The sequence below is a fragment of the Halorubrum sp. PV6 genome (assembly GCF_003990725.2).
GTDB lineage: Archaea > Halobacteriota > Halobacteria > Halobacteriales > Haloferacaceae > Halorubrum.
The window spans coordinates 1,525,085-1,551,370 of record NZ_CP030064.1 but is presented as its reverse complement, the minus strand read 5'-3'; the positions used below and the strand labels follow the sequence as shown (position 1 = coordinate 1,551,370).

General features: G+C 69.0%; 26 protein-coding genes and 1 tRNA gene. 17 read left to right on the top strand and 10 right to left on the bottom strand.

Annotated features, from left to right (window positions below):
• Nucleotides 1-116: 116 nt before the first annotated feature.
• On the top strand, nt 117-1,394 hold the full coding sequence (locus tag DOS48_RS21485) for an amidohydrolase (protein WP_127117682.1): 1,278 nt from the start codon (nt 117-119) through the stop codon (nt 1,392-1,394).
• 47 nt (nt 1,395-1,441) lie between these two features.
• Here DOS48_RS21485 and DOS48_RS21480 read toward each other — a convergent pair whose 3' ends face one another.
• The 6 genes from DOS48_RS21480 to DOS48_RS21455 all read right to left on the bottom strand — a co-directional run bounded on the left by DOS48_RS21480 (nt 1,442) and on the right by DOS48_RS21455 (nt 9,815).
• Nucleotides 1,442-2,812, bottom strand: coding sequence for a geranylgeranyl reductase family protein (locus tag DOS48_RS21480; RefSeq protein ID WP_127117681.1), 1,371 nt, complete (start codon nt 2,810-2,812; stop codon nt 1,442-1,444).
• A 119-nt stretch (nt 2,813-2,931) separates the two neighbouring features.
• Entirely contained in the window at nt 2,932-4,020 is a 1,089-nt protein-coding gene (locus DOS48_RS21475) for an ABC transporter permease (RefSeq protein ID WP_127117680.1), read from the bottom strand.
• Nucleotides 4,013-5,260, bottom strand: coding sequence for an ABC transporter permease (locus DOS48_RS21470; protein ID WP_127117679.1), 1,248 nt, complete (start codon nt 5,258-5,260; stop codon nt 4,013-4,015). The genes DOS48_RS21475 and DOS48_RS21470 overlap by 8 nt, the downstream gene beginning before the upstream one ends.
• Nucleotides 5,257-6,864 carry an ABC transporter ATP-binding protein gene (locus DOS48_RS21465; protein WP_127117678.1) on the bottom strand — a complete coding sequence of 536 codons (1,608 nt, stop codon included), beginning with the start codon at nt 6,862-6,864 and terminating at the stop codon, nt 5,257-5,259. Before DOS48_RS21465 ends, DOS48_RS21470 begins: the two co-directional genes overlap by 4 nt.
• A gap of 190 nt (nt 6,865-7,054) precedes the next feature.
• On the bottom strand, nt 7,055-8,218 hold the full coding sequence (locus DOS48_RS21460; RefSeq protein ID WP_127117677.1) for a BMP family protein: 1,164 nt from the start codon (nt 8,216-8,218) through the stop codon (nt 7,055-7,057).
• Nucleotides 8,219-8,372: 154 nt separating this feature from the next.
• Nucleotides 8,373-9,815, bottom strand: a complete 1,443-nt coding sequence (locus DOS48_RS21455; protein WP_127117676.1) for a phosphomannomutase — start codon at nt 9,813-9,815, stop codon at nt 8,373-8,375.
• Between the two features lie 120 nt (nt 9,816-9,935).
• On the opposite strand from DOS48_RS21455, the gene DOS48_RS21450 reads away from it, so the two are divergent.
• Nucleotides 9,936-10,214, top strand: a complete 279-nt coding sequence (locus DOS48_RS21450) for an acylphosphatase (protein ID WP_127117675.1) — start codon at nt 9,936-9,938, stop codon at nt 10,212-10,214.
• Nucleotides 10,215-10,315: 101 nt separating this feature from the next.
• On the opposite strand, the gene DOS48_RS21445 is transcribed toward DOS48_RS21450, so the two are convergent.
• From DOS48_RS21445 to DOS48_RS21435, 3 genes are all read right to left on the bottom strand, one after another.
• Complete coding sequence (locus DOS48_RS21445; protein WP_127117674.1) at nt 10,316-11,263, bottom strand: D-2-hydroxyacid dehydrogenase; 948 nt, start codon at nt 11,261-11,263, stop codon at nt 10,316-10,318.
• Nucleotides 11,264-11,340: 77 nt separating this feature from the next.
• Nucleotides 11,341-12,546 (bottom strand): cystathionine gamma-synthase, encoded by a 1,206-nt coding sequence (locus DOS48_RS21440; protein ID WP_127117673.1) that lies wholly within the window; start codon nt 12,544-12,546, stop codon nt 11,341-11,343.
• A gap of 96 nt (nt 12,547-12,642) precedes the next feature.
• A tRNA-Glu gene (locus DOS48_RS21435) sits at nt 12,643-12,753 on the bottom strand.
• A 157-nt stretch (nt 12,754-12,910) separates the two neighbouring features.
• Here DOS48_RS21435 and DOS48_RS21430 point away from each other — a divergent pair.
• The 10 genes from DOS48_RS21430 to DOS48_RS21385 all read left to right on the top strand — a co-directional run bounded on the left by DOS48_RS21430 (nt 12,911) and on the right by DOS48_RS21385 (nt 22,909).
• Nucleotides 12,911-13,717 carry an alpha/beta fold hydrolase gene (locus DOS48_RS21430; RefSeq protein WP_168654252.1) on the top strand — a complete coding sequence of 269 codons (807 nt, stop codon included), beginning with the start codon at nt 12,911-12,913 and terminating at the stop codon, nt 13,715-13,717.
• 1 nt (nt 13,718) lies between these two features.
• The gene (locus DOS48_RS21425) at nt 13,719-15,323 is read left to right on the top strand and encodes an AMP-binding protein (RefSeq protein WP_127117672.1); all 1,605 of its coding nucleotides are present in this window, start codon (nt 13,719-13,721) and stop codon (nt 15,321-15,323) included.
• Nucleotides 15,324-15,369: 46 nt separating this feature from the next.
• Nucleotides 15,370-16,071, top strand: coding sequence for a helix-turn-helix domain-containing protein (locus DOS48_RS21420; RefSeq protein WP_127117671.1), 702 nt, complete (start codon nt 15,370-15,372; stop codon nt 16,069-16,071).
• Between the two features lie 95 nt (nt 16,072-16,166).
• The gene (locus DOS48_RS21415) at nt 16,167-17,603 is read left to right on the top strand and encodes an ABC transporter substrate-binding protein (RefSeq protein ID WP_127117670.1); all 1,437 of its coding nucleotides are present in this window, start codon (nt 16,167-16,169) and stop codon (nt 17,601-17,603) included.
• Nucleotides 17,603-18,499, top strand: coding sequence for an ABC transporter ATP-binding protein (locus DOS48_RS21410; RefSeq protein WP_127117669.1), 897 nt, complete (start codon nt 17,603-17,605; stop codon nt 18,497-18,499). Before DOS48_RS21415 ends, DOS48_RS21410 begins: the two co-directional genes overlap by 1 nt.
• Nucleotides 18,496-19,194, top strand: a complete 699-nt coding sequence (locus tag DOS48_RS21405; protein ID WP_127117668.1) for an ABC transporter ATP-binding protein — start codon at nt 18,496-18,498, stop codon at nt 19,192-19,194. Before DOS48_RS21410 ends, DOS48_RS21405 begins: the two co-directional genes overlap by 4 nt.
• A complete protein-coding gene (locus tag DOS48_RS21400; protein WP_127117667.1) occupies nt 19,191-20,243 on the top strand; it encodes a branched-chain amino acid ABC transporter permease in 1,053 nt (350 codons plus the stop codon). The genes DOS48_RS21405 and DOS48_RS21400 overlap by 4 nt, the downstream gene beginning before the upstream one ends.
• Before the next feature lie 166 nt (nt 20,244-20,409).
• Nucleotides 20,410-21,621 (top strand): branched-chain amino acid ABC transporter permease, encoded by a 1,212-nt coding sequence (locus DOS48_RS21395; RefSeq protein WP_127117666.1) that lies wholly within the window; start codon nt 20,410-20,412, stop codon nt 21,619-21,621.
• On the top strand, nt 21,618-22,637 hold the full coding sequence (locus DOS48_RS21390) for a 3-oxoacyl-ACP synthase (protein WP_127117665.1): 1,020 nt from the start codon (nt 21,618-21,620) through the stop codon (nt 22,635-22,637). The genes DOS48_RS21395 and DOS48_RS21390 overlap by 4 nt, the downstream gene beginning before the upstream one ends.
• A gap of 56 nt (nt 22,638-22,693) precedes the next feature.
• The gene (locus tag DOS48_RS21385; protein ID WP_127117664.1) at nt 22,694-22,909 is read left to right on the top strand and encodes a hypothetical protein; all 216 of its coding nucleotides are present in this window, start codon (nt 22,694-22,696) and stop codon (nt 22,907-22,909) included.
• 47 nt (nt 22,910-22,956) lie between these two features.
• Here DOS48_RS21385 and DOS48_RS21380 read toward each other — a convergent pair whose 3' ends face one another.
• Nucleotides 22,957-23,364 (bottom strand): MaoC/PaaZ C-terminal domain-containing protein, encoded by a 408-nt coding sequence (locus DOS48_RS21380; RefSeq protein ID WP_127117663.1) that lies wholly within the window; start codon nt 23,362-23,364, stop codon nt 22,957-22,959.
• A gap of 253 nt (nt 23,365-23,617) precedes the next feature.
• On the opposite strand from DOS48_RS21380, the gene DOS48_RS21375 reads away from it, so the two are divergent.
• The 5 genes from DOS48_RS21375 to DOS48_RS21355 all read left to right on the top strand — a co-directional run bounded on the left by DOS48_RS21375 (nt 23,618) and on the right by DOS48_RS21355 (nt 26,216).
• Nucleotides 23,618-24,616, top strand: a complete 999-nt coding sequence (locus DOS48_RS21375) for a phosphate uptake regulator PhoU (protein WP_127117662.1) — start codon at nt 23,618-23,620, stop codon at nt 24,614-24,616.
• A gap of 84 nt (nt 24,617-24,700) precedes the next feature.
• Nucleotides 24,701-25,084, top strand: coding sequence for a hypothetical protein (locus DOS48_RS21370; RefSeq protein ID WP_127117661.1), 384 nt, complete (start codon nt 24,701-24,703; stop codon nt 25,082-25,084).
• A gap of 66 nt (nt 25,085-25,150) precedes the next feature.
• The gene (locus DOS48_RS21365; RefSeq protein ID WP_127117660.1) at nt 25,151-25,432 is read left to right on the top strand and encodes a ubiquitin-like small modifier protein 1; all 282 of its coding nucleotides are present in this window, start codon (nt 25,151-25,153) and stop codon (nt 25,430-25,432) included.
• The gene (locus DOS48_RS21360) at nt 25,429-25,827 is read left to right on the top strand and encodes a hypothetical protein (RefSeq protein WP_127117659.1); all 399 of its coding nucleotides are present in this window, start codon (nt 25,429-25,431) and stop codon (nt 25,825-25,827) included. Before DOS48_RS21365 ends, DOS48_RS21360 begins: the two co-directional genes overlap by 4 nt.
• Complete coding sequence (locus DOS48_RS21355) at nt 25,827-26,216, top strand: hypothetical protein (protein ID WP_127117658.1); 390 nt, start codon at nt 25,827-25,829, stop codon at nt 26,214-26,216. Before DOS48_RS21360 ends, DOS48_RS21355 begins: the two co-directional genes overlap by 1 nt.
• Nucleotides 26,217-26,286: the final 70 nt, after the last annotated feature.

The window sequence follows — 26,286 nt, the reverse complement described above, 5'->3', positions numbered from 1 at the left end:
GCGCCGCTTCGGACCCGTCCCCGCTCCGGACCCGCCCCCACTCCGGACCCGTCCTCGCTGCACTCGACGGTTCCCGACACGCGATCGTTTAAGCCCGGTCGCGGCCATCCAGTTCCATGAGCGTTCTCGACGACGGCTACCGCACGTTTCGCCGCGACCTACACCGCCACCCGGAGCCCGCGTGGTGCGAGTTCTACACGACCGCACAGATCGTCGCCGCGCTCCGCGAGCGCGACCTCACCGACCTCCACGTCGGCCCCGACGCCCTCGCGACCGAGGACCGACTGAATGTCCCGGACGACGAGACGCTCGCCGAGTGGGAGCAGCGAGCGCGCGACGCGGGCGCCGACCCGGACGTCGTCGACGCGCTCTCCGGCGGATTCACGGGCTGTGTCGCCGTCGCCGAGCGCGGCCCCGGCCCCGTGATCGGCCTCCGAGTCGACATCGACGCGCTCCCCGTCACCGAGTCGGACGCGGACGACCACGCGCCGGCGGCCGACGGATTCCGCTCGGAGCGTGACGGCTACATGCACGCCTGCGGCCACGACGCGCACGCGACGATGGGACTCGGGGCCCTCGACGCGGTGTTAGCGTCCGACTTCTCCGGCACGCTCAAGGTGTTCTTCCAGCCCGGCGAAGAGCAGGTCGCGGGCGGCAAGCCGATGGCCGAGTCCGGCCACCTCGACGACGTGGACTACCTGTACGCGGTCCACGTCGGCTTAGACCACCCGTCGGGCGAGGTCGTCTGCGGCGTCGACGGGTTCCTCGCCGTGCGGCACTTCCTCGCGGAGTTCACCGGAGCGCCGGCACACGCGGGCGCGAGACCGGAGGACGGCCGCAACGCGGTACAGGCGATGGCCGCGGCCGTCCAGAACCTCTACGCGATTCCCCGCCACGCCGACGGGCCGACCCGCGTGAACGCCGGGCTCGTCGGCGGCGGCACGGCGACGAACGTCATCCCCGAGGAGTCGTACATCGAGGGCGAACTCCGCGGGGCGACGACGGCGCTCGCCGACTACATGTCCGACCACGCCGACCGGATCTTGGAGTCGGCCGCCGCGATGCACGACTGCGAGGTCGACATCGCGACGAAAGGAGAGGCGCCGAGCGCGACCAGCGACGCCGCGCTCGCGGGGATCGTCGGCGACGTCGCCGGCGGGGTCGACGGGGTCACGGAGATCGTCGACCGCGACGACCTCGGCGGCTCGGAAGACGCTACCTACCTGATGCGGTCGGTCCAGCGACGCGGCGGGCTCGCCTGCTACGTCGGCGTCGGCACCGACCATCCCGGCGGCCACCACACGAGCACGTTCGACGTGGTCGAGCCCGACATCGCGGTCGGCATCGACGTGCTGGCGGGCGCGATTCGGCGCGTGGCGGAGACTCAGCCGTAAGCGGAGAGCGGTTTATAAGTAACCGGGGGCCGAGCCGAACTCCCGGCTCAGTACTTCGCGTCCGCGCCGGTCGTCTCGTAGATGCGGTCCATGATCGCGTCGCGCTCGCCCGTCCAGTTCGCCATCGCGGCCGGGCTCGTCGGGTACGCGTCGTAGTGGTCGATCAGTTCGTCCGCGAGCGACTTCGTCTGGTAGAAGTTCCGGATCGTCCCCCAGTAGCCGAAGCTCTTGACCGCCGCCTTCAGCTTGAGGCCGAACGACATCGAGGTCGACCCCTCGTACAGCGCCTCCGCGAGCTTCTCGCCCGGCAGCGACGCGAGCAGGCCCATCAGGTCGTCGACGTCCACCGCGGTCGCGAGGACGTTGTACACGTCGAGGCCGGCGTACCGACCGCCGAAGTGGTCCATCACGCGGGTGTTGTACCGCCAGAGGTTCTCCTCGCTCACGTCGCCGTCAGAGACGGCCTTTACCGCCTGCTCGCCGGCGTACTTGCCCGCGTACGCCGCGCCGGCGATCCCCCCGCCGGTCGTCGGGTTGACGTGGCCCGCCGCGTCGCCGACCGCCATGTACCCCGGCGCGACCGCCGAGTCGTACGGGCGGCGGGTCGGGAGCGCGGCGCCGAGTTTGTCTTTGACCTCCGCGCCCTCGAACTCGGGGCGGTTCCTGAGGTCGCGTTTCAGCGCCTCGACGAGCTGCATCGGCTCCTCGTTCATCTGGAAGCCGAGCCCGACGTTGATCTCGGTCGCGGTCCGCGGGAAGTACCAGAGATAGCCCGCGGCGCGGTCGGTGGCTTTGAACACTAAGGCGTCGTCCCACTCGACCGGCTCGGGGACTTCGACTATCTCGCGGTACGCCGAACAGAACTGCGAGTAGCGGACGTTGGTGTCGAACGTCGTCCCGCCGAAGTCGGCTTTGTCCTGTAACAGCGACAGCGACCCGGCCCCGTCGATGACGAGGTCGGCCTCGTACGTGACGGCGTCGCCCTTCCGGGTGGCGCGCAGCCCGGTGACCCGTCCGTCGTCGGCCTGGGTCACGTCGTTGATCACGGTGTCGTAGTGGAAGTCGACGCCGGCGTCTTCCGCGCCCGAGATGACCTGCCGGCCGTACTCCCACCGATCGATGACGGCGAGTTCGCCGGGGACCGGGATTTCGAGGATCGTGTCTTCCTGCGGGATCTCGAAGCGGCCGTGGTCGACGCCGGTGTTGGTGAAGGCCGGCTCCAGTCGCTCCTTCGGGATCGCTTCCGGGAACGCGTCCGCGCCCTTCAGGGCGTCACCGCAGGCGATGTGCCCTGCCTCCTCGGCGTCTTTTCGCTCGACGATGACGACGTCGAGCCCCTCGTTCGCAATCGTCGCAGCCGCGTAACAGCCGGCGGTGCCGGCGCCCGCCACGACGACGTCGTACTCGTCGATGCTCATACCACGTGGCTGGTCGCTCCGGTGGCAAAACTCTTTGTTCCCATTTTGGTCGCCTGTCGGACGACGAGAACCACGGCGGCCCCGGAAAAAGCGGCGGACGAGGGGTGGCCGGGAGGCGGCTACTCTTCGGTGTCGTAGTGCTCGCCGGCCGCCTCCGGAAGCCGGGTCCGACCGACCAGCGCTAAGACGAGAATCACCACGACGAACGGCGTGATCCGGATGAGCTGTCGAGGGATTCCGATCCCCTGCAGCTGCAGGACCGTCTGTACCGCGTCGAGGCCCGCGAACAGCATCGTCGAGAGGAACGCCCCGATGGGGTTGTAGTTCCCGAACAGGTACGCGACGATGGCGATGAACCCTTTTCCGTTGACCATCGTCGGCCCGTTCCCGGTGAACTGCCCGAGGTCGAGCGACAGCGCCGCACCACCCATCCCGGCGAGGACCCCCGATATCAATACCGCCGCGTACCGGACTTGGGTGACGCTCACGCCGGCGGTGTCGAGCGCCTTCGGGTTCTCACCGCTGGCGCGGATCCACCGACCGAACGCCGTCCGCTCGAAGACGTACCACGAGCAGAAGACGGCGGCAAACAGCAGGTACACCGACGGCGACGCCGAGAAGAGCGCGCCGAAGAACGGGAGGTCGGCGAGCACCGGCACCGTGATCGATCCCGTCGTCGGGACGGTCGGCGTGTTCGGGCTGCTGTAGATGACCTGCGAGGCGAACGGGGCGAGCCCGAGCGCGATGAGCCAGACGGCGAGGCCGGCGATGATCTGGTCCGCGCGGAACTTGATCGTCACGACGGCGAACACCCCCGCGAGCAGCGTGCTCGCGATGACCCCGCCGACGAAGCCGAGCCAGACGCCCCCGGTGACTTCCGTGACGTAGACGGCGCCGAACGCCGAGATGATCAGGAGCCCCTCCAGCCCGATGTTGATCACGCCCGACTTCTCGGCGAAGATACCGCCGAGGGCGGCGAACGCGATGGGCACCGAGAGCCGCAGGGCCGACGCGAGCGTGTTCTCGCTCGTGAGGACGCTCGCGAGCGTCCCGGCGAGCGTGTTCGGGAACAGCGCTCCGGCGACCAACAGCGCGAGCACGGCGGCGACCGTCGCCCCCGCGAAGAGCGCGCGCGACGAGTATCGCTCGAAGAACCCGTCGTCCGCGAGGTCGTCGTCGGCCCCGGTCGGCTCGGTGGCGTCACTCATCGGCGCCACCTCCGTTCTCGGTGACCGTCCCGCCGTCGGTCGCGACCGCCTCCGGCTTCGACCCGGCGCCCGGCAGCCCCTTCGCGAGCAGCCGGAAGAACTCCGGCATCGCCACGAACAGGATGATCAGCCCGCGGAGGACCCCGACGAGCTGCGGCGGGACGTCGGTCGCGAACTGCACGACCGTCGTCCCGCTTTTTAAGACGCCGAAAAGCAGCGCGGCGACCCCGACCCCGAGCGGGTTGTTGCCGGCGAGAATCGAGACCGTGATCCCGTCGAAGCCGTACGCCGGGATCCCTGTCTGGAACGTGCCGAGCACCATCATCACGTACATCGCGCCGGCGATGCCACCGAGCGCGCCAGAGAGCGTCAGGCTCGCCACGATGGTGCGTTTCGCGTCGACGCCGCCGTACTCGGCCGCCTCGGGCTGGACGCCGCTCGTGCGCACGTCGTAGCCGAACGCCGTGTGTTCGAGGACGTAGTACAGCGCGGCGATGGCGATGAGCCCGAACGCCAGCGCGACGAGCGAGAAGTTCTGTCGCGCGCCGAAGAGCACGGCCGGGAACTGCGCGAAGTCAGCGAGCGGGACGGTCTGGTTCGCGGCGCTGTCGGGGTCTTTGAACACCCCGCTGACGAGGTACAGCGCGACGCCCGTCGCGATGAAGTTGAGCATGATCGTCGTGATCACCTCGTTGGCGTCGGCGTACGCCTTCAACACGCCCGGCACCGCGCCGTACAGCCCGCCGAACGTGGCGCCGACGAGGATGCCGAAGGGGATCAACACGACGGTGCCGACGACGCCCGAGACGAACGCCGACGCCCAGAGGACGCCGAGCGCGGTCGCCAGCGCGCCGACGACCATCTGGCCCTGCGTCCCGATGTTGAAGATGCCGGCGCGGAACGCGAGCGCGACCGACAGTCCGGTGAACACCAGCAGCGTCGTCTCTCTGAGCGTGACCGCGAACTGGCCGTCAGGCGACCAGCCGCCGCTGAACGGGTCCCCGAGCGCACCGAGGAACAGCCGGTCGAAGACGACGACGGGGTCGTAACAGAATCCGGTGCCGAAGTAGTACACCGCCTCACTGGGCGAACAGGTCGTCATGCGCCCGGCGACGAGGACCAGCACGGCCCCGATGAGGACCGAGAGGACGAGCGCCGCGGAACTGATGAGAATTCGCTCGGTCGCTGACGCGTCGACGAGGCGAGCGAGGGCGTCGCGCGCACGGTCGGCGACGCTCACGCCTGCTCACCGTCCGGAAGGTCGCCCTCGGCGGGCGAGGGGGCGCCCGAGTGGTCGGTCGGTGGATCGGCCGGAGCGCCGTCGCCCGAATCCGGCTGTTCGCCGGCCATCAGCAGGCCGAGTTCCTCTTCGGTCGTCTCGTCGGGGTCGACGACGTCGACGAACTCGCCCTCGTACGCGACGGCGAGTCGGTCGGAGAGCCCCTGGACCTCCTCGAGTTTCGAGGAGACGAGCAGGATCGCGACGCCCTGTTTGCGGAGTTCGAGCAGTCGCTCGTGGATGAACTCGATAGAGCCCACGTCGACGCCGCGGGTCGGGTGCGACGCGACGACGAGTTCGGGGTCGCGTTCGAACTCCCGTCCCACGATGAACTTCTGCTGGTTCCCGCCCGAAAGGGAGTGAGCGTCGGCGTTCGCGTCCGGCGGGCGCACGTCGTACTCGTCGATGATCGCCTCGGCGTGGTCCCGCGTGGCCGCCCAGTCGATGCGGCCGCTGGAGGCGAGTTCGGCGCCGTGTTGGCTCCCCAAGAGCCCGTTCTCGACGAGGTCGAACTCCATCACCAACCCGCGCTCCTGGCGGTCCTCGGGGATGTACGCCATGCCGTCCTCGATGCGCTGTCGCCGCGACGCGGTGGTGACGTCCTCGCCGAGGAAGCGTATCTCGCCGGCATCGGCCTCCTGGAGCCCGGTTATCGCCTCGATGAGCTCTGACTGGCCGTTCCCGTCGACGCCCGCGATGCCGAACACCTCGCCGGCGCGGACATCGAACGAGACGCGGTCGACCGCCCGGACGCCGCGGTCGTCCTCGACGACCACGTCCGAGACTGAGGCGACCACGTCGCCGGTCTCTGCGGCCCCGTGGTCGACGTCCAAGAGGACCTCGCGGCCGACCATCAGTTCGGCCAACTCCTCTTGGCTCGTCGCGTCGGCGTCGACGGCCCCGACCTTCTTGCCGTCTCGGAGGACGGTGATCTCGTCGGCCGACCGCATCGCCTCGCCGAGCTTGTGGGTGATGAAGATGATCGTCTTTCCCTGTGCGGTGAGCTCTTCGAGCACGTCGAACAGCTCCTCGACTTCCTGAGGCGTCAAGACGGCCGTCGGCTCGTCTAAGATGAGCGTGTCGGCGCCGCGGTACAGCGCCTTCAGGATCTCGACGCGCTGTTGTTCGCCGACCGAGATGTCTTCGACGCGGGCGTCGGGGTCGACGTTGAACCCGTAGCGGTCGGCCAGATCGACGACGGCCTCGCGCGCGGCGTCCCGGTCGACCGCGAGACCGCCCCACTTCCGCGGCTCGCTGCCGAGGGTGATGTTCTCGGTGACGGTCATCGGGTCGACGAGCATGAAGTGCTGGTGGATCATCCCGATCCCGGCGTCGATCGCGTCTCGCGGCGAGCGGAACGACCGCGGCTCGCCATCGAGCCGAACCTGCCCCGACGTCGGTTCGTAGAGCCCGTAGAGCACGTTCATCAGCGTCGTCTTGCCGGCGCCGTTCTCGCCGAGGAGCGCGTGGACGGTGCCCCGCTCGACTTCGAGATCGACGTCGTCGTTTGCCACGACTCCGGGAAACCGCTTTGTGATCCCGTCGAGGTGGACGGCTGTGGCCATTGGTCTATTACCTTCTGGTAGAAGCGTGATTGAATATGTTTGGATACGCGGTTCCGGTCGATTCGGAACGGGAATCCGTCCGATCGACCGCGAACGGCGGTTTGGTCGGTCGGCCGCGAACGGCGGTTTGGTCGGTCGGCCGCGAACGGCGATCCGGTCGATCGATCCGAAAACGACGACCGCCCGAGGCTTAGACCTGGGAGGGAACGTCGATGTTGCCGGCGATGATCTCGTCGCGCGCGGTCGCCACCTGGTCGCGGACGTCCTGCGGGAGCTCCGAGCCGAGCTGGTCGCCGAAGACGAGCTCGACACCGTTGCTCTCGAGGCCCAGCGCGATGTTCTCGCCGGCGGGGAACTCGCCGTCGACGGTGGCGTCGATCGCGTTGAACACCGCGGTGTCGACGCGTTTGACCATGCTCGCGAGGATCACGTCGGCGTAGTCGGGACGCGTGACGGACTGGTCGCGGTCGACGCCGATGGCGAACTTGTTCTGTTCCTGCGCGGCCTGGAACACGCCCGTGCCGGTGTTACCCGCGGCGTGGTAGACGATGTCGGCGCCGCTGTTGTACATCGCGTTGGCGGCCTCGCGTCCGCCGGCGGGGTCGTTGAAATCGCCGACGTAGTTGACGCTGACGTCCACGTCGCCGTCGCCGGCAGCGACACCGGCCTCGAAGCCGGCCTGGAACTTCTGGATCAGGCCGGACTCGACGCCGCCGACGAACCCGACGTTCGTGGTGTCGCCCGCGGTCGACCCGCCGCCGGCCGAGAAGTCGCGCGTCGAGAGCAGACTCGCCATCAGGCCGCCGAGGTACGAGCCCTCGTGCTCCTGGAAGACGTAGCTCGCGACGTTGTCGGACTGGACGACCGAGTCGACGATCATGAAGTCCTGGTCGGGGTAGGAGCTCGCCGTCTCCGAGAGGGAGTCGGCCTGGAGGAAGCCGATACAGCACACCAGGTCGTAGTTCGGGTCGCTCGACTCCGCGAACTGCTGCTGGAAGGTGCTGAACTGCGCGACCTCGTCGGGCTGGGACTCCCGGAAGGAAATCCCGAGCTCCTCTTCGGCCTGCAGCGCTCCCTGCTGTGCCTGGTCGTTGAACGAGCCGTCGCCGAGGCCGCCCGTCGCGTAGACCATCCCGATGTTCGCCGCCGCGCTGCTCCCGCCGTCGGAGCCGTCAGACCCGTCCGAGCCATCGGAGCCGTCGGACCCGTCCGAACCGTCGGATCCGTCGGACCCGTCGGAGCCGTCAGACCCGTCCGAACCGTCGCCCGGACCGCCGCTACAGCCGGCGAGGCCGATGAGGCCCGCCGCGCTCGCCGCCTTGATGAACCGCCGCCGATCGAAGTCGGATGCCATGTCACCTACAACGGGGAGGGTGCGCGGCATAAATTCGTCGCTCTCCTCGTCTCGATAATTGCACGTTCGCGTGATACTGCGGAAAAATTGCCGGTTGTTAGCCGGAATCGGCGGAGTTCTATCCCACGTTCATGCTGTGTCAGGATCGATTCGGCTATTCCTCATCGGTGGCCGCCGCCACCGCGTCCGCCACGACGGTTTCGACGTCCGCGACCAGGTCGTCGACCGCGTCGCTCTCGGCGTACACCCGGACGTACGGCTCCGTACCGGAGGGGCGGACGAGCGTCCACGAGGCGTCCGGGAACTCCAGCCGAACCCCGTGGTCGGTGTCGACGGCCGCGTCGGCGAAGGCGTCGGGCAGCGTCGTCGTCAGTCGCTCCATCGCGCCGGCCTTCGCCTCGTCCGGGCAGTCGACGCTCACCTTCCGGTATGGGCGCTCCGTGATCGGGTCACGGAGGTCGTCGAGGCTCGACTCCGCGGTGAGTCGGGAAATGACGGCGGCGGAGGCGACCCCGTCGATCCACTCGCCGAAGCCGACGTGGATGTGTTTCCACGGCTCTGCGGCGAAGACGACGCGGGTGTCCGCGCCCGGGTCGGCGTCCGCCCGCACCGTCGCGATCCCTTCGTGCAGCGCGCCGAGACGGACGCGCTCGACGCGCCCGCCGGCCTGGCGAACGCGCTCGTCGATCCGCCCCGACGCGTTCGGGGTCGTCACGACGACCGGGTCCGCGGCGTCGCTCTCGCGCGTGTACCGCTCGGCGAGCAGCGCGAGGACGGTGTCCTCGTGGACCACCTCACCGTCGGCGTCGACGATCACGATGCGGTCCGAGTCGCCGTCGTGACCGATTCCGAACGCGAACCCCTCGGCGTCGCCGTCTGCAGGTCGCCCCGGCTCCGCGACGCCCTCGTTGGCGTCGGCGATGAACGCGCGGAGGTCGCGGAGCGTCTCGGGGGTGGGTTTGCTCCCGCGACCGGGGAAGTGCCCGTCGACGTTCCCGTTGAGCGTGACGACGTCGGCGCCGAGTTCGCGCAGGACGGTCGGCGTCGCGGGCGCGGACATCCCGTTGCCGCAGTCGACCGCGATCCGGATGCCGTCGAGGTCGGCGCCGAACCCCTCGGCGTACGTCCGGACCGCGTCGAGGTAGTCGTCGAGCGTGTCGACGTTCTCGGACTCGGTCCACGCGTCCCACGCCGCCGGCGGCTCGTCGTTTGCGACACGTTCTTCCACGGCCCGCTCCGCCTCGCGGTCGAACTCGCTGCCGTCCCGGAACAGTTTGATCCCGTTGTCGGTCGGGGGGTTGTGCGAGGCGGTGAGCATCACGCCGTATCGGTCCTGCGAGGCGTACGCCAACGCCGGGGTGGGGAGCCGCCCGGCGCGGAGCACGCGGAGGCCGCCGGACGCAAGGCCGGCCTCCATCGCGGCCGCGATGGCGGGGCCCGTCACGCGCCCGTCGCGGGCGAGCACGATTTCGGGGGTCGCTGCCGCTTCAGTCGCCCGTACCTCGGCCGCGACCGCGCGGCCGACGGCCAGCGCGAGTTCCGGCGTCACTCGCGTCTCGGCGCTCCCGCGGATGCCCGCGGTTCCGAACAAGTCCATACCTCCCGTGTCGGTCGGCGTTCGTTAGAAGTCGTCGGTTGCGGCCGCCGGCGACGCCCCGCCGCGAGGCGACCGGTTCCCCCACACCATTTATAAGCACGCCGGACGCAGCCTCCACGCATGAGCGACCGAACGCGAGCACACGTGTACGTCTCCGGCCGCGTGCAGGGCGTCTACTACCGCGCGACGACCCGCGACACGGCCCAGGAGACGGGCGTCGACGGGTGGGTGCGCAACCTCGACGACGGGCGCGTCGAGGCCGTCTTCGAGGGGCCGGAGAGCGCCGTCGAGGAGATGGTCGCGTGGTGCGAGACGGGGAGCCGCGCCGCCTCGGTCGGCGCGGTGGACGCGACGTACGAGGAGCCGGAGGGGCTCGACGGCTTCGAGGTCCGGTGGTAACTGAAGCGTCAGCCACCCGATCCGCTCTTAAGGATAGGTGTCGAGGCGGGCAACTCGCCGACTCGCTTTTATAAACGGCGGTCGCGACGCCCCTGAGTCGGTCACTCGACGCGGTTCCGCAGTTCCGCGTCCGCGTCGAGTCGGTCGACGTTCTCCGCGAGGATGTCGGCGACGCGGTCGTAGTACTCGGGCGTGTGGCCCGCGTTGTGCGGGGTGATGGTGACGTTACCGAGCCCCCACAGCGGGTGGTCTTCGGGGAGCGGTTCGGGGTCGGTCACGTCGAGCGCGGCGCCGCCGAGCCGGCTCTTCTGTAACGCGGCGACGAGCGCGTCGGTGTCGACGACCGCCCCGCGAGCGATATTTATCAGTACCGCGTTGGCCCGCATCGTCCGGAGCGCGTCGGCGTCGACGAGCCCCCGCGTCGTCTCGGTGAGCGGGCAGGCGAGAACGACGAACTCCGCTTCCGCAATCGCCTCGTGGAACGCGTCGAACCCGTACACCTCGTCCGTGGGACCCTCCTTTTCAGGGGAGTACCGGACGCCGACCGTCTTCACGCCGAACGGCTCCAATCGGTCGACGACCGCCGACCCGATCGCTCCGAGTCCGACGACGGCGACCGTCGAGCCGTACACCTCTCTCGTCTCGTAGCTTCGCCACTCGCGTCGGGCCTGCTGGCGCTGCGCCTGCGGCCACCCGTGGGCGTGCGTGATCATCGATCCGACGACGTGTTCGGCGATGGTCGGCCCGTGGACCCCCGACGCGTTCGTCACGGCGACACACCGGTCCGCGAGCGCTTCGCGGGGGAGGTGGCCGGTGCCGGCGAACACGCACGCGAAGAGCTTCAGGTTCTCGGCGGCGGCGAGTTGCGACTCGTCGATGTGGAGGCCGACCGCGACCCGCGCGGTGGACAGCAGTTCGCGTTCTTCTGCCGGCGTCCGCGCCAGCGCGACGGACCGGTCGGGGAGTCGCTCGCGGATCGCCGCGGCCAGCTCGCTCGCGTCCGCGCCGTGGATCGTCTGTCGCAACACGGCGACGTCTGGGTCGCTCATGGCCGGGCAACTCGCCGCGACGGATAAAAGCGTAGCCGTCTGTCCGCCCGCAGCGCCGAAGTCGTCGCGCCGGACTCTCAGTCGAGCGCCGCGTCGAACGCGCGCTGGAGGTCCGCCTTCATATCGTCGACGTGTTCGATCCCCACCGACACGCGGATGAGTCCGTCCGTGAGCCCGGCCGCGAGTCGCTCCTCGCGCGGAATCGCGGCGTGCGTCATCGCCGCCGGCTGCTCGATCAGGCTCTCGACGCCGCCGAGCGACTCCGCGAGCGTGAACACGTCCGTCTCGCTGACGACCGTCGACGCCTGGTCGAGGGTGCCGTCGAACTCGAACGAGAGCATGCCGCCGAACCCGTCCATCTGCTCGGCCGCGAGGTCGTGGTCGGGGTGGCTCTCCAGTCCGGGGTAGTACACGCGGCTCACGTCGTCGTGGTCTTCCAGCCACTCGGCCAGCTCCATCGCGTTCTCGCAGTGGCGGTCCATGCGAACGGGGAGCGTCTTCGTCCCGCGTAAGACGAGGAAGGCGTCGAAGGGGCCGGGCGTCGCGCCCACCGAGTTCTGGTAGAAGCCGATCCGTTCGTCGAGATCCGCGTCGTCGACGATCAGCGCGCCGCCGATGGTGTCGGAGTGGCCGCCGAGGTACTTCGTCAGCGACTGCGAGACGATGTCGGCGCCGTGTTCGAGCGGGCGCTGGAGGTACGGGGTCGCGAACGTGTTGTCGACCGCACAGAGCGCGTCGTTCGCGTGCGCGATGTCGGCGAGCGCGCCGATGTCGTTGACGTTCATCAGGGGGTTCGTCGGCGTCTCGACCCAGAGGAGGGCCGTCTCCGCGCGCATCGCGTCCCGGACCGCGTCGTGGTCGGTCGTGTCGACGAAACTGGTGTCGATGTCGTACTGCTCGTACACCTGCGTGAGAATTCGATGGGTCCCCCCGTACACGTCGTCGCCGGCGACGACGTGATCGCCGGCCTCCAAGAGGTTTAAGACGGTGTTTATCGCGCCCATTCCCGACGAGAAGCAGCGCGCGTGGCTCCCCGACTCCAGGGAGGCGAGGTTCGCTTCGAGGTCGCTACGGGTCGGGTTCCCCGTTCGGCTGTACTCGTAGCCGCGGTGGTCGCCCGGCCCGTCCTGTTTGTACGTGGAGTTCGCGTGGATGGGCGTCATCAGCGCGCCGGTCTCCGGATCCGGCGCCTGTCCGGCGTGGATCGCGCGGGTTTCGAACCGCCGGTCGTCGTCGCCCTCGGTGGACTCGTCGTCCGTCTCGGTCGCGGGGTGCTCGCTCATACCGGGTCGTCGTCGTCGAGAGAAGTGATTCTTCCCCTTCTCGGGCGAGCGGAGAGACGGGGAGTCCAGCCGGTAGCGGCGTGGGACTGAGAGAAGTGCTCGGTCAGGGATTTGAACCCTGGTCGTCGGCTGTCTTCCAAACCGGCGCGCCGATGCGCCGCGTCTGCCGAAAGGCCAACATGATTGGCCGGACTACACCAACCGAGCGCAAATCAGGATAGTGGAGCATCCAATTTAACTCTTCTCAAGTCGCGGCACCGTGAGAGCCGTCGCCAGGGTCGCGTCTCCCGGTTCGGTCGCGTCGGTAGCGCGCGGTTGAACAGTTAACGTCCGGGTTGATAGGGCACCGCGTCCCCTGTTGTGTATGCACAGTGTGACACGGGACGGCGTTTCCATCGAGTACGCCGTCGACGGACCGGGAGACGGGCCGACGGTGCTGCTCTTGGAGGGGTTGGGGTACGGCCGCTGGATGTGGCGGTGGCTGACCGACGCCCTCGCGGACGAGTACGAGGTGATCCGCCCGGACAACCGCGGCACCGGCGGCTCCGACGTGCCCGAGGGGCCGTACACCGTCCCGGAGATGGCCGCCGATGCGCGGGCGGTCCTCGACGACCACGGCGCCGACCGCGTCCACGTTTGCGGCGCCTCGATGGGCGGGATGATCGCGCAGGAGCTCGCCGTCGCTGACGACCGCGTCGCCTCGCTCGCCCTGCTCTGTACCTCGCCCGGCGGCGACGACGCGGTGGAGACGCCGGCGGCGGTACAGGAACACATCTTCTCGGTGCCGGACGAGTACGGGCCGCGCGAGCGGATCCGCTATCTGATGGAGCCGGCCGTCTCCGACGACTTGTACGAGCGCGAGCCCGACCTCGTCGACCGAATCGTCGACTGGCGGCTCGCGGGCGACGCGACGCCGGCCGGTCGGGAGGCTCAGGCCGCCGCCGTGGCCGCGTTCGACGCGACCGACCAGCTTGACGAAATCGACGTGCCGACGCTGATTCTCCACGGGACCGACGACCGGGTCCTGCCGGTCGCGAACGCCGACCTGCTCGCCGACTACCTCCCGCACGCGACAGTCGAGCGAGTCGACGGCGGACCGCACCTCTTTTTCATCGAGCGACGCGACGCGGTCAACCCTCGAATCCGGTCGTTCCTCGACGAGGTGGCCTGAGATGGTCGGGAACGATCCGCGGGCGACACACGAAGGGAGCGACGGAGCCGGGGAGACCACCGACACCAGACCGCATCCGCACGGTGACCGCGGGTACGACTGGGTGGGATCGCTCTCGGCGCGCCGCGCCCGCCTCTCGCCGGACCGCGTGGCGGTCACGGACACCGCGGCCGGCGAGGAGTACACCTACGCCGACCTCGACGAGCGCGCCAACCGCACCGCCCGGCTCCTCCGCGAGGTCGGCGTCTCGAAGGGAGACCGGGTCGCGGTCGTCTCCCGGAACCGCGTGGAGCTCGTCGACCTGTTCTTCGCGACCGGGAAGGTCGGCGCGGTGCTGGCGCCGCTGTCGCACCGACTCGCCGAGCGCGAACTGGCGGCCGTCTTGGGCGACGTCGACCCCGCGCTCCTGCTGGTCGAGACGCCCTTCGAGGGGGACGTGGTCGACGCCTTAGAGCGCGCCGACGCGGAGCCGCCGGTCCGAGCGATCCCCACCGGCGCGGACAACGCGTGGCGCCCCTACACCGACGACCTTCCCGACGACGGGTCGCCGGTCGAGACGGCCGACGTGTCGCTCGCGGACCCTCGCCTGTTCCTCCACACCGGCGGGTCGACCGGGACGCCGAAGGAGACGGTGATCAGCCACGGCGCGGTCCACTGGAACGCCTTCAACACCATCACGGCGTGGGGGCTCCGCGAGGACGACGTGACGCCGATGGTGTTCCCGATGTTCCACACCGGCGGCTGGAACGTCCTCACGGTCCCGTTCTTCCAGATGGGCGCGCGCATCCTCCTGAGCCCGGAGGTCGACCCCGGCCGCGTCCTCGCCGACGTGGAACGCGAGGGCGCGACGACGCTCGTGGCGGTCCCGGCCGTCCTCCGGATGATGGCGCGCCACGACGACTGGGCGACGACGGACCTCTCGACGCTCCGCTTCGTCAAGAGCGGCGGCGGCCCCTGCCGCGAGAGCGTGATCGACGCGTGGCGTAACCGTGGCGTCGAGATATCGCAAGGGTACGGGCTCACCGAGTGCGGGCCGAACAACTTCGCGATGCCGGACGGCTTCCCGCCGGAGAAGACCAAAAGCGTCGGCGTGCCCGCCGTCGCGGTCGACGCGCGCGTCGTCGACGAGGACGGCCCGGTTCCGGACGGGATCGTCGGCGAACTCGAACTCGCCGGCCCGGCGGCCGCGGACGGCTACTGGAACGCCCCGGCGGAGACCGCGGAGACGTTCGGCGACTGGGTGTCGACGGGCGACCTGGCCCGCGTCGACGCGGACGGCTACTACCACATCGAGGGCCGGAAGAAGAACATGTTCGTCTCCGGCGGCGAGAACGTGTATCCGCCCCGCGTCGAGGACGCGCTCACGGATCACTCTCGAATCGAGGAGGCCGTGGTTATCGGCGTGCCGAGCACGGAGTGGGGCACCGTCGGTAAAGCCGTCCTCGTGGGCGACGAGTCGCTGACGCTCGACGACGTTCGCTCCCATCTCGCCTCCCGCGTCGCGCGGTTCGCGATCCCCAAGTCGCTCGCGTTCGTCGACGAGATGCCCACCGCCGGCCCCTCGAAGATCGACCGGACGGCCGTCGAGGAGCGCTTCGGCGAGTGAGTATTTAAGGAACAACCATTATGTATGTCGGGCGCAATTTCAGCCCATGATTGACGTCACGATGGACATGGAGCAGTTCGACTGCCCGTTCATCGACACCTCCGCCGACCACGACGTCAGCTTCTCCGCGATGCACTGGCAGCTCGACACGGCCGCAGAGCAGCTCGAAACGCGGCTCCTCGTCGAGTCGCCGGACCGCTACGAGTTGGGCGAGGGGCTGTCGATGCTCCGCGACCACGACAACATGGCGGAGTACCGACTGTTCTCGAAGCAGGACGGGACCGCGATCATCCGGACCGTCATCGAGGAGACCAACGCGATGTCGACGATCACCGACCACGGCGGCTACATCACCGGCCCGTTCCGGATCGCGGACGGCTCCGAGCAGTGGCAGGTCGGCTTCGACGACGAGTCGACGACGGAGGCGGCGCTCCACGACTTAGCGAAGGGCAACGAGTTCGTCGTCGAGGACCGCTCGCGGCTGTCGATGGAGTCACTCTTTGACACCATGCGCAACGCCAACGCCGCGTCGACGATGCTCGACGCGTGTCGCGATCTGACCGACGTCGAGCGCGACACGATAGAGACGGCCGCCGACGCCGGGTACTTCGAGTCGCCGCGCGAGGCGACGCTGTCGACGCTCGCCGACGAGTTCGACGTCTCGACGGCGGCCGTCTCGAAGAACATGCGCCGCGGCGAAAAGAAACTGCTCCGCAGCGTCGTGCAGGCGCTCGAACGGATGAACTGAGCCGGACGCACGCGACCCGACCGGCGCCGAATCCTCGGTGGTTGTTAACATCTTAACTCGCCCCCTTTTGTCGGTGGGTCGTGTCGTTCGTAGGTATGCGAGACGCAACCACACGACGATCGTATCTGCGAGGAACTGGCGCCGCGGTCGGAGGGGCCGGCCTGGCCGGACTCGCCGGCTGCTCGGGCAACGGTGGGGACGGCGGCGACGGGAGCGGCGGGAGCGGCGGGAGCGGCGGGAGCGGCGGCGGAAGCGACGGCACCGACGGAAGCGACGGTGGCGGCGACCTCGCCGGTGAGACGATCCGAATCGGGGCGCTGCAGCCGACCTCCGGCGACCTGAAGTACTACGGCCAGATCAGCCTGCAGGGGTTCTACTCCGGGCTGGCGTACAAACACGACCTCGATCCGATCGAGGACGCGACGCCGGGGACGTACACGGTCGACCCCGACGGCGGCCCGACCTACGAGATCATCGTCGAGGACACCGGGTTCAGCCCCGACACGGCCCAGAGCGTCGCGACCGACCTCGTCTTAGAGGAGGACATCGACATCCTGTTCGGGGGTACGTCCTCGGACAGCGCGCGCCGACTCATCGACACCGTCGTCGACGAGACGGACGTGCCCTACCTGATCGGCCCCGCGGCCGACGCCGGCATCACGGTGAACGAGGAGTTCTGTCACCCGCTCGCGTTCCGCGCGAGCGAACACACCGCGATGGACGCGCGGGCGGGCGGGACGTACGTCGCCGAGAACTTCGACATCGACACGGTCGCCGTGTTCGCCTCCGACAACGCGTTCGGACAGAGCGTCGCGAGCAACTACACCGCGGTGTTGGAGGGGCAGGGAGTCGACGTGCTGGAACCGCGGTTCGTCGAGGTCGGCTACTCCGAGTTCGACGGGCTCTTCGAGCAGGCGATGTCGGACGGGGCGACGGGCGTCGTCGGCGGCTTCACGGCGTCGACGCTGCCGCAGTTCCTCACCTCGGCCATCTCCTACGACGTGCAGGTGTTCGGCGGGTTCGCGGCCCTGCTGACGACGCAGCTCATCGGCGGCACCATCGAGTCGGCGCTCGGCGAGGGGTTCACGGAACAGGACATCAAAGACGCCGGGCTCGGCCCCTTCACCAGTCGTTACCACTGGAACCAGTACGAGAACCCGATCAACGACGAGTTCCGGCAGATGCACATCGACGCGTACGGCATCGTCCCCGACCTGTTCAGCGCCGGGACCTTCACCGCCGCCTCGGCGCTCTCGCAGGCCATCTCGGAGTCCGGCTCCACGGACGGGGCCGACGTCGCCGACGCGCTGCGCGGGATGACCGTCGCCGACACGCCGAAGGGCGCGGACGGGTACACGTTCCAATCGCACAACAACCAGGCGGCCTCACAGATGACCGTCGCGTGGCCGGTCCCGACCAGCGACGAGTACGCCGACACCTGGGGCGCGCCGATCATGCCCGGAGAGCCCCTCGAACGGCTCGACGCGGAAGACGTGATGGTCCCCGAAGGGGACGCGAGCTGCTCGCTGTAATGCTGCTAGAGACCGAGGGGCTCACGAAGCGCTTCGGCGGCATCACCGCCGTCGACGGCGTCGACTTCGCGTTAGAGGCCGGCGAACTCTGCTCGATCATCGGGCCGAACGGCGCGGGGAAGACGACGTTCTTCAACCTGCTCACGGGCGTGTTAGAGCCCTCCGACGGCCGCATTCGGTTCACGCCGTCAGCCGGCGACGACACCGGGCAGGCGCGCGCCAGGACGGCTGGCGGCGACGCGGCGCTCGACATCACCGACGCCTCGCCGAACGAGACGGCGCTCGCGGGGATCCACCGCTCGTACCAGATCACGAATCTGTTCCCGACGCTGTCCGTCTTGGAGAACGTCCGCGTCGCCGCGCAGGCGGGGCGCGGGAACGACTCCTGGAAGCTGTGGCGCAACGTGAGAGACTTCGAGGACCACTACGCCGAGGCGACCGAGATACTCGAACGGATCGGGCTGGCGGCCGAGGCCGAGACGGTCACGCAGAACCTGAGCCACGGCGAGAAGCGGAGCCTCGAAATCGGCGTCGCGCTCGCCGGCGACCCCGACCTGCTCCTGCTCGACGAGCCGACGGCCGGCGTGTCGAGCGAGGGCGTCGACGAGGTCGTCGCGCTGATCGAAGACGTAGCCGCGGACCACTCGGTGATGCTCATCGAGCACAACATGGAGGTGGTGATGGACATCTCCGATCGGATCGCGGTCCTCCACCGCGGCGAACTCATCGCCGACGGGCCGCCGGAGGACGTACAGGGCGACGAGGCGGTACAGGAGGCGTACCTCGGCGGGTACGGTCGCGAGGAGTCGGCGGGCGCCGCCGGCGATGCCGGAGCGGACGGTGACGCCGCGGCCGACGGCGGTCGCCGCGTAAGCGCGGGGGGTGACGGACCGTGAGCCTGCTCGAACTCGACGGGATCCACACCTACTACGGCGAGAGCCACATCCTCCAGGGGTTGTCCCTGTCCGTCGAGAAGGGTGAGATCGTCGCGCTCGTCGGCCGAAACGGGGTCGGCAAGACGACCACGCTCCGCACCGCGCTCGGGCTGACGCCGCCCCGCGAGGGAGCGGTTCGGTTCGACGGAACGGACGTGACGGGGATGGAACCCCACGAGATCGCCGCCCGGGGGATGGGGTGGGTGCCCGAAGAGCGTCGCGTGTTCTCACACCTCACAGTCGAGGAGAACCTCCGTGTCGCCGCGCACTCGGTCGCGGACGCCGCCGGGCGGATCGCGGAGGCGTACGAGCTGTTCCCGGCGCTCGATCGGTTCAGCGACAAGGACGCCGGCGACCTGAGCGGCGGCCAACAGCAGATGCTCGCCATCGCTCGCGGGATGCTCGGCGACAACGACCTGCTGCTCGTCGACGAGCCGAGCGAGGGGCTCGCCCCGCAGATCGTCGAGGACGTGGTGGAGGCCCTTCGGGCGGCCTCCGCGGACACGACGATGGTCCTGGTCGAACAGAACTTCCGGCTGGCGATGGATCTCGCCGACCGCTTTTACCTCATCGACCACGGGGTCGTCGTCGAGGAGGGCGAGACCGCCGGCGTCACGAGCGACGACGAACGCATCCGGAGGTATCTCACCGCATGAGCCTCGACGCGTTCGCCGCCGTCCTTCCGCAAGTCGCGCCGCTTCTCGACCAGAGCGTCCTGCTGTCGACGAGCGGCGCCGTCGACAGCGCCCAGACCGCCGCGCGCGTGCTCGCGGAGGGCGTCGGGAAGGGGGCGGTGTACTTCACCATCGCCGTCGGGCTGACCCTTGTCTTCGGCCTGATGGGCGTGCTCAACTTCGCGCACGGCGCGGTCGCGATGGTCGGCGCGTACCTCGGCGGGTTGGTGCTCGTTCTCGTCGTCGGTGCGAACACCGGGACGCTCGCGACGATCCTCGTCTTCTTCGTCGCGTTGGCGGTCGTGTTCGCGGTCACCACCGCGGCCGGCAGCGCCATGGAAGTGGCGCTCATCCGGCCCATCTACGACCGCACGCCCACCTACCAGATCCTGTTGACGTTCGGCGTCTCGCTCATCATCGAGGAGATCGCCCGGATCGTCCTGACGCTCCGCGGGATCCAGCCGGACCCGCAGTGGCAGGCGCCGATGGGCACCGCGCCCGACGTGCTGCTCGGGCGGACCGAACTGCTCGGAATCGGCGTCAGGCGGCTGTACCTCTTCGAGGTCGCGATCGGCGCCGTCGTCGCGGTCGCGGTCTGGGCGTTCCTGACGAAGACGCTGTACGGCCTCTACATCCGTGCGGGAAGCGAGGACACGGAGATGGTGCAGGCGCTCGGCGTGGACGTGCGGCGGGCCTTCACCGTCGTGTTCGGCGTCGGCACCGGCCTCGCCGCGGTCGGCGGGGTGCTGCTGATGTGGGACCCGATCTGGGGGCCGAGCGTTCTGTTGAGCATCGACGTGCTGCTGTACGCGTTCGTCGTCGTCATCATCGGCGGCCTCGGGAGTTTCACCGGGACGCTCGTCGCGGCGGGCATCGTCGGGGTCACCGACTCGGTGACGACGTGGCTGTTCACCACCGGGATCGTCACCTTCCCCGGCCTCTCCGAGGTGACAATCTTCCTCCTGCTCGTGGTGATGCTCATCATCCGCCCGCAGGGGCTGTACGGCATCGAGGAGGTGGGGGGCCATTAGCGACGCGGACGCTCCCGCCGAGGCGCCTCCCGACGCCGACGCGGACCGAGCCGACGCCGAAACGGATCGTGGCGAGACCGAAACGGATCGTGGCGAGACCGAGACGGATCGTGACGAAACCGAGACGGACCGGTCTGACCGCGGCACCCCCGGTCTTCGTGGGTACCTGCGTGACCACGCCGTTCACGCCGCCGTCGTCGTCGGGTTCGTTCTGTACCCGCTCGTGTACGAGGCGCTGCTCGAGACGGGGGCCGCACCGTTCGCGGAGGCGTTCCTCCCCGCGGTCACGTTCATGGTCGTCGTGTTGTACATGGGGCTGTTCGCGATGAGTTTCGACTTCATCAGCGGCTACACCGGCTACCTCTCCTTCGGTCACGCGGCCTTCTTCGGGACCGGCGGCTACTTCGTCGTGCTCGCCGCGAACGGACAGGTTCCGGGCATCCCCGGCGGGACGCCGTTCATGTTCACCCTGCTCTTGGGCGCGGTGCTCGCCGGACTCTTAGCGCTCGTCATCGGGTCGGTCTCGTTCCGGCTCACGGGCGTCTACTTCGCGATGATCACGCTCGGGTTCGCGCAGGTGATCTACGAGCTGATTCGCTCGTGGGGCTACGTCTCGACGAACCCGACCGAGGGGGCGACGGTGAGCGGCGACGCGCTCGCGATCGGCGTCCCCTACGTCGACGCGCTGAGCCTCGACGTGGGGCGGCTCACGGGCGAGAGCGTCGAGAACCTGCTCGGGCTGGGGGTCGACCTGTCGACGACCGTCATCTCGTACTACGCGCTCGGGATCGTGGTCGTCGCCTGCTACTTCGCGATGCAGCGGATTCTCCACTCGCCGTTCGGCCGCGTGATGGTCGCGATCCGCGAAAACGAGGAACGCGCCCGCGCGGTCGGCTACCCGACGTATCGGTTCAAACTGGCCGCGTTCGCCATCAGCGGCTTCTTCGGCGCCATCGCTGGCGGCATCTTCGCGGCCTACTCGCGGTCCGTCGCGCCGGACGGGACCTTCTACTTCCTCGTCACCGCCGACGCGCTGATCACGACGATCATCGGCGGGTTCGGCACCCTCGCGGGGCCCGTGTACGGCACCCTGTTCACGCAGGGGTTAGAGGACGTCCTCTCGACGGAGAGCGGCGGCGTGGCGACGCTGATACGCGAGGGGCTCCCGGCGAGCGTCCTCGAAGCCGACCTGTTCGGGGTGAGCGTGGAGCTGTTCGTCAACACCGCGGTCGACGGGCGCGCCCCGCTGTATCTCGGGATCATCTTCGTGCTGTTCGTGTTGTTCGTCCCGAACGGCATCCTCGGGACGCTTCGCGACCGGCTCGACGGGCCGGTCGGCGAGCGGCTCCCCGAACGGCTCCGGAGGTACCGCCGATGACGGTCGGACTCACCGGACTCGGGACTTACGTCCCGCCGGACCGGATCACCGGCGCGGAGATCGCCGAGATCAGCGGGATTCCGGAGGAAGTCGTCGTCGAGAAGATGGGCGTCGCCGAGAAGCGCGTCTGCGCCCCCGACGAGGACCACGCGACCGACATGGCCGCGGCCGCGGCGCGCACGGCGCTCGCCGACGCCGACGTGGATCCGGAGGCGGTCGATCTCGTCGTGTACCACGGCTCCGAGTTCAAAGACCACGTCGTCTGGTCAGCCGCGGCCGCGATCGCCGAGGCGATCGGCGCCGAGAACGCGTACGCGACGGAGAGTTACACCCTCTGTGCGGGCGCGCCGATCGCGCTCCGGCAGGCGGCCGCCCAGCTCAGCGTCGAGCCGATAGACACCGCCCTGCTCGTCTCCGCGAGCCGCGAAGAGGACCTCGTCGACTACGGAGACGCGGACGCGTCCTTTATGTTCAACTTCGGGAGCGGCGCGAGCGCGTACGTAGTCGAGTCGGAGCCGGGCGACCGCGCCCGAGCGACCGTCCACGCCAGCGCCGCCGAGACCGACGGCTCCTTCGCGGGCGACGTGGTGATGCCCGCCGGCGGCTCGAAGCGACCGGCGAGCGACGAGACGGTTCGCGAGGGGCTCCACACGCTCACCGTTCCCGATCCGGACGGGATGAAAGAGCGGCTGGGACCCGTCTCGCTGCCGGCGTTCTGTTCGGTCGCGGACCAGGCGCTGGAGCGCTCCGGATTCGAGCGCGACGACCTCGATTTCGTCGCGCTCACGCATATGAAACGGTCGTTTCACGAACTCGTCCTCGACGAACTCGGACTCGACCCCGAGCGCGACGGCTACTACCTCGACGAGTACGGACACGTCCAGAGCGTCGATCAGGCGCTCGCCGTCGAGGAGGGGCTGGCCGACGGTCGCCTCGCCGCCGGCGACCTCGTCTGCTTCCTCGCCGCCGGCACCGGGTACACGTGGGCGGCCACCGTGCTTCGGTGGCACGGCTAACCCGCGGTCGGTAGCGAGGGCGACACGACTTTTTGCGCGCGGTGACGCGTGGGTGTATGGTCCGTTTAAAAGAGACGTACAGGCGTCTCGACCGCTGGATCCGCGGGTTCTCTCGCGGGAGTTACGCCCTCCTCGTCGGGGTCGCGGCCGGCCTCAGTTCGCTCGCGGTGAGCGCGCTCCTGGGCTCGCCGGACTGGGTGTTCGCGGTCACGATGTTCGTGACGCTGTCCGCGTTCAACTACTGGTTCGACCCGAACGGCGAGCGATCGTAGGGTCGCTCTCTCAGTGTTAGCGGGCTAAGGAGCGGCCGGTGGCGTCCTCACGCCGCGTCGTGCGGGAGCGACAGCACGGTCGCCTCGCCGTCGAGAACGCGCTCGTCGCGCGCGTCGACGAACACCTCCGTCCGCGCTCGGAGCCGGTCGCCGCCGAGGTGTTCGGTCACCTCGACCGCGGCTCGGACCGTCTCGCCGGGGCGAACCGGGTCCTCGAACGACAGGTCCTGCTGGAGATACACGATGTCCCCCGGCAGCGACGCGAGGGCGGCCGAGACGGCGGCGGCCGCGATCATCCCGTGGGCGACTCGACCGCCGAACATCGTCTCCGCGGCGTACGACTCGTCGAGGTGAATCGGGTTCTCGTCGCCGGAGAGCCCCGCGAACGCGTCGATCGTCTCCGTCGTGACCGCTACCTCGTGGGACGCCGTCTCGCCGACAGTCGCGACTGGCATACCGAACAGGTGGGTCGCCGGCGGCCTCAACCCCGAGGTTCACCCTCGAACGTCGGCGGGACCGCCGTGCGTCCTGTCTCGTGCAGATATATAGAAATATATACCCTCATTACTCCGGTATTAAATTACAGCCCATTCGACATCAACTATTCTTCTATTGCGGCCTCAGTACGGTCTAACCTCGTCTTGGGACGGCTCGTCAGGTGTATATATTTCAGCCAAGTTTATATCGGACGGGCCGTCATACTGCGATATGGAGACGCGAAAAGTGCAAGTCACCGGCGGCTCGACGTACACAGTCTCGATACCGAAGACGTGGGCGACCGACAACGGCGTCGAGGCCGGGACCGAAATCGAGTTCCACCCGGACGGTGACTCGCTTTTCCTCACGCCGCGCTCGGAGGCGGAACGGACCCGCGGGACGCTCGACGTCTCGAATCTCACGGAGCGTGCGCTCACCCGCGCGGTGACGACGATGTACGTCAGCGGCTTCGACGTGATCGAACTGGAGGGCGCCGAGATAACCACCGAACAGCGGTCCACGGTCCGCGAGTCGGTCCAGAGCCTCGTCGGCTTGGAGGTGTTAGAGGAGACCCGCGACCGCGTCGTCATCCGGGACTTACTCGACTCCTCTGAGCTGTCGATCCACAACGCGGTGACGCGGATGCGGCTCATCTCGCTGTCGATGCTCGAAGACGCCATCACCGCGCTGTCCGAGCACGACCACGACATCGCAAACGACGTTATCAGCCGCGACGACGACCTCGACCGACTCTGGCTCGTGGTCTCGCGCATCTTTCGCTCGACCCTCCGAACGCCGAAAGCGGCCGAGGAGCTCGGGCTCCCCCGCGAGGAGTGTTTCGACTACCACTCGAGCGCCCGTCAGCTGGAGCGGATCGGCGACCACGCGACCAAGATCGCTCACCTGACGCTCAACATCGACGAGCCGCTCCCCGACGACGTCGTGGAGGCGGTGAGCGAACTGCACGGTGACGCCGTGGAGGTCATCGACACCGCGATGGACGCGCTGTTCGCCGACGACAACGACGAGGCGACCCGGCTCGCGAACGACGCGCGCACCGGCGTGCGAGCGATCGACGAGCGCGTGCGAGCGATCGACGAACTGCTCCGCGACCTCGATCCGGCCCGCGCGCAGCTGCTCGGCCTGGTCGTCGACTCCGTGCTCCGGTCGGCCGATTACGGCGGCAACATCGCGGAGACGGCGCTTCAGGAAGCCGCGCCGACGCCGTAGTAGAGACGGGTCGTCGTCAGCGTCAGCGAGGGCCGCGTTACCGGGTGAGCGGGTTTTTTGAGCGTCGCCGCCGGAGTTGCTCGTATGCCAGAGATCGAACTCGGCGTGCCGAAAGGGGTCGTCGAGTCGCTGCCCGAGGAGGACGGCACCGCCGAACAGGACATGCGGCGAGCGATCGCCGGGATCCAGTCGCGGCTGAACGACGAGATCGCGGACACCGACGCCAGCGAGGCGGCCGAGGTCGTCGCCGACGCGGTCGAGCGCATGGAGGCGCAGGCGAGCACGTACCACGAGTTCGTCCCGGAACTGCGCGCGTGGGGGCAGTCGCCGATCTACGCGATCGCGTGGCGGAACCTCTACGTCGAACTCATCGGCCAACTGTACGAACAGGAGTGGCTCGCCGACGACCTCGGGCGCGAGCAGAACTTCCGGCTCGTCGAAGACGGGATCCGCCTGTCAGATTTATAAGTACGCTCCCCGCGGAGCGTCCCCGGTGCCGCCCGTTTTTAAGCCGTCCCGGTGCGTTGATCGCCCATGGAACTGGAACTGCGATTCTTTGCGACGTTTCGCGAGGCCGCCGGCGGGAAGACCGTCACCGCGTCGTTCGCGGACGACTCGACCGTCGGCGACGTGCTCCGCGAGTTAGAGGCGGAGTACGAGGGGATGGAGGGGCGTCTGATCGTCGACGGCGACCTCGCGCCACAGATTAACGTCTTAAAAAACGGCCGCGAGGTACTCCACTTGGAGGGGTTAGAGACGACCTTAGACGACGGCGACCGGGTCTCGGTGTTCCCCCCGGTGGCGGGCGGGACATGACGGGCGGGGGAAGCGACGGTGCCGGGAGCGACGGTAACGAGAGCGACAACGACACGCCCGAGGGCGATACACCCGACGGCGATACACCCGAGAGCGACCTCCCGCCGACCGAACCGGGATGGGACCGCGAGACGGTCGCGTATCGGGGCATCTCCCGGCGCTTGGCGGCCCACTACCTCACGAACCTCGGCGGGACCCTCGTCGGCACCGACGACCCCGCGGAGGCGACTCGGGTCGACGGCGACGGCTGGCGGGTCGCACTCAGCGCCGAGACGGTGAACGCCGCCGGCTCCATCTCGCTCACCGAAGTGACCGCGGCGTTCGCGGGCGACCCGGACGCGCTCGCCGCGCTGCTTCCGAAGTACCGGCAGAAGGCGATGCGCGCCGGCGGCTGATGGCCGACGACGACCCCGGTCCGTATCCGATCGAGGGGACGGCGCTCGTGAAGTCGGCCGCGCTCGCGAGCGTCCCCGCCGGACGCCTCCCGGAACTGCTCGCGTGCGTGCAGGCCGACCTCGGGCCGCACCTCGACGACTACCGCAGACGGTACGAGCAGATTGCGGCCACGGCCGACCGCGAGGCGTTCCTCGTCGAACCCGACCACTGGGAGGGGGTGGGCGACCGGCTCGGCCTCTCGGACCGCGAGCGCGACGCGGTCGTCAGAGCCCACGAGGCCGCCGTCGAACGCGTCGGCGGCAGGGAGCGTCGCTCGGAGTTCGAGACCGCGCTGGAGATCCGGTCGGGCGTCGTGATCGGCCTGCCGGACGGCGGCGACGCCGAGTGAGGGGGGCGGTGCCACGGCCCCGGTCGGGCGCCTCGCTTGCAGCCACCGACGCCTTTTCGGCGCCACACGG

Coding starts and splice junctions, on each gene's coding strand:
- DOS48_RS21485 (WP_127117682.1), top strand. CDS start 117: ATGAGCGTTCTCGACGACGGCTACCGCACGTTTCGCCGCGACCTACAC.
- DOS48_RS21480 (WP_127117681.1), bottom strand. CDS start 2,812: ATGAGCATCGACGAGTACGACGTCGTCGTGGCGGGCGCCGGCACCGCC.
- DOS48_RS21475 (WP_127117680.1), bottom strand. CDS start 4,020: ATGAGTGACGCCACCGAGCCGACCGGGGCCGACGACGACCTCGCGGAC.
- DOS48_RS21465 (WP_127117678.1), bottom strand. CDS start 6,864: ATGGCCACAGCCGTCCACCTCGACGGGATCACAAAGCGGTTTCCCGGA.
- DOS48_RS21460 (WP_127117677.1), bottom strand. CDS start 8,218: ATGGCATCCGACTTCGATCGGCGGCGGTTCATCAAGGCGGCGAGCGCG.
- DOS48_RS21455 (WP_127117676.1), bottom strand. CDS start 9,815: ATGGACTTGTTCGGAACCGCGGGCATCCGCGGGAGCGCCGAGACGCGA.
- DOS48_RS21450 (WP_127117675.1), top strand. CDS start 9,936: ATGAGCGACCGAACGCGAGCACACGTGTACGTCTCCGGCCGCGTGCAG.
- DOS48_RS21445 (WP_127117674.1), bottom strand. CDS start 11,263: ATGAGCGACCCAGACGTCGCCGTGTTGCGACAGACGATCCACGGCGCG.
- DOS48_RS21440 (WP_127117673.1), bottom strand. CDS start 12,546: ATGAGCGAGCACCCCGCGACCGAGACGGACGACGAGTCCACCGAGGGC.
- DOS48_RS21430 (WP_168654252.1), top strand. CDS start 12,911: ATGCACAGTGTGACACGGGACGGCGTTTCCATCGAGTACGCCGTCGAC.
- DOS48_RS21425 (WP_127117672.1), top strand. CDS start 13,719: ATGGTCGGGAACGATCCGCGGGCGACACACGAAGGGAGCGACGGAGCC.
- DOS48_RS21420 (WP_127117671.1), top strand. CDS start 15,370: ATGATTGACGTCACGATGGACATGGAGCAGTTCGACTGCCCGTTCATC.
- DOS48_RS21415 (WP_127117670.1), top strand. CDS start 16,167: ATGCGAGACGCAACCACACGACGATCGTATCTGCGAGGAACTGGCGCC.
- DOS48_RS21410 (WP_127117669.1), top strand. CDS start 17,603: ATGCTGCTAGAGACCGAGGGGCTCACGAAGCGCTTCGGCGGCATCACC.
- DOS48_RS21400 (WP_127117667.1), top strand. CDS start 19,191: ATGAGCCTCGACGCGTTCGCCGCCGTCCTTCCGCAAGTCGCGCCGCTT.
- DOS48_RS21390 (WP_127117665.1), top strand. CDS start 21,618: ATGACGGTCGGACTCACCGGACTCGGGACTTACGTCCCGCCGGACCGG.
- DOS48_RS21385 (WP_127117664.1), top strand. CDS start 22,694: ATGGTCCGTTTAAAAGAGACGTACAGGCGTCTCGACCGCTGGATCCGC.
- DOS48_RS21380 (WP_127117663.1), bottom strand. CDS start 23,364: ATGCCAGTCGCGACTGTCGGCGAGACGGCGTCCCACGAGGTAGCGGTC.
- DOS48_RS21375 (WP_127117662.1), top strand. CDS start 23,618: ATGGAGACGCGAAAAGTGCAAGTCACCGGCGGCTCGACGTACACAGTC.
- DOS48_RS21370 (WP_127117661.1), top strand. CDS start 24,701: ATGCCAGAGATCGAACTCGGCGTGCCGAAAGGGGTCGTCGAGTCGCTG.
- DOS48_RS21365 (WP_127117660.1), top strand. CDS start 25,151: ATGGAACTGGAACTGCGATTCTTTGCGACGTTTCGCGAGGCCGCCGGC.
- DOS48_RS21360 (WP_127117659.1), top strand. CDS start 25,429: ATGACGGGCGGGGGAAGCGACGGTGCCGGGAGCGACGGTAACGAGAGC.
- DOS48_RS21355 (WP_127117658.1), top strand. CDS start 25,827: ATGGCCGACGACGACCCCGGTCCGTATCCGATCGAGGGGACGGCGCTC.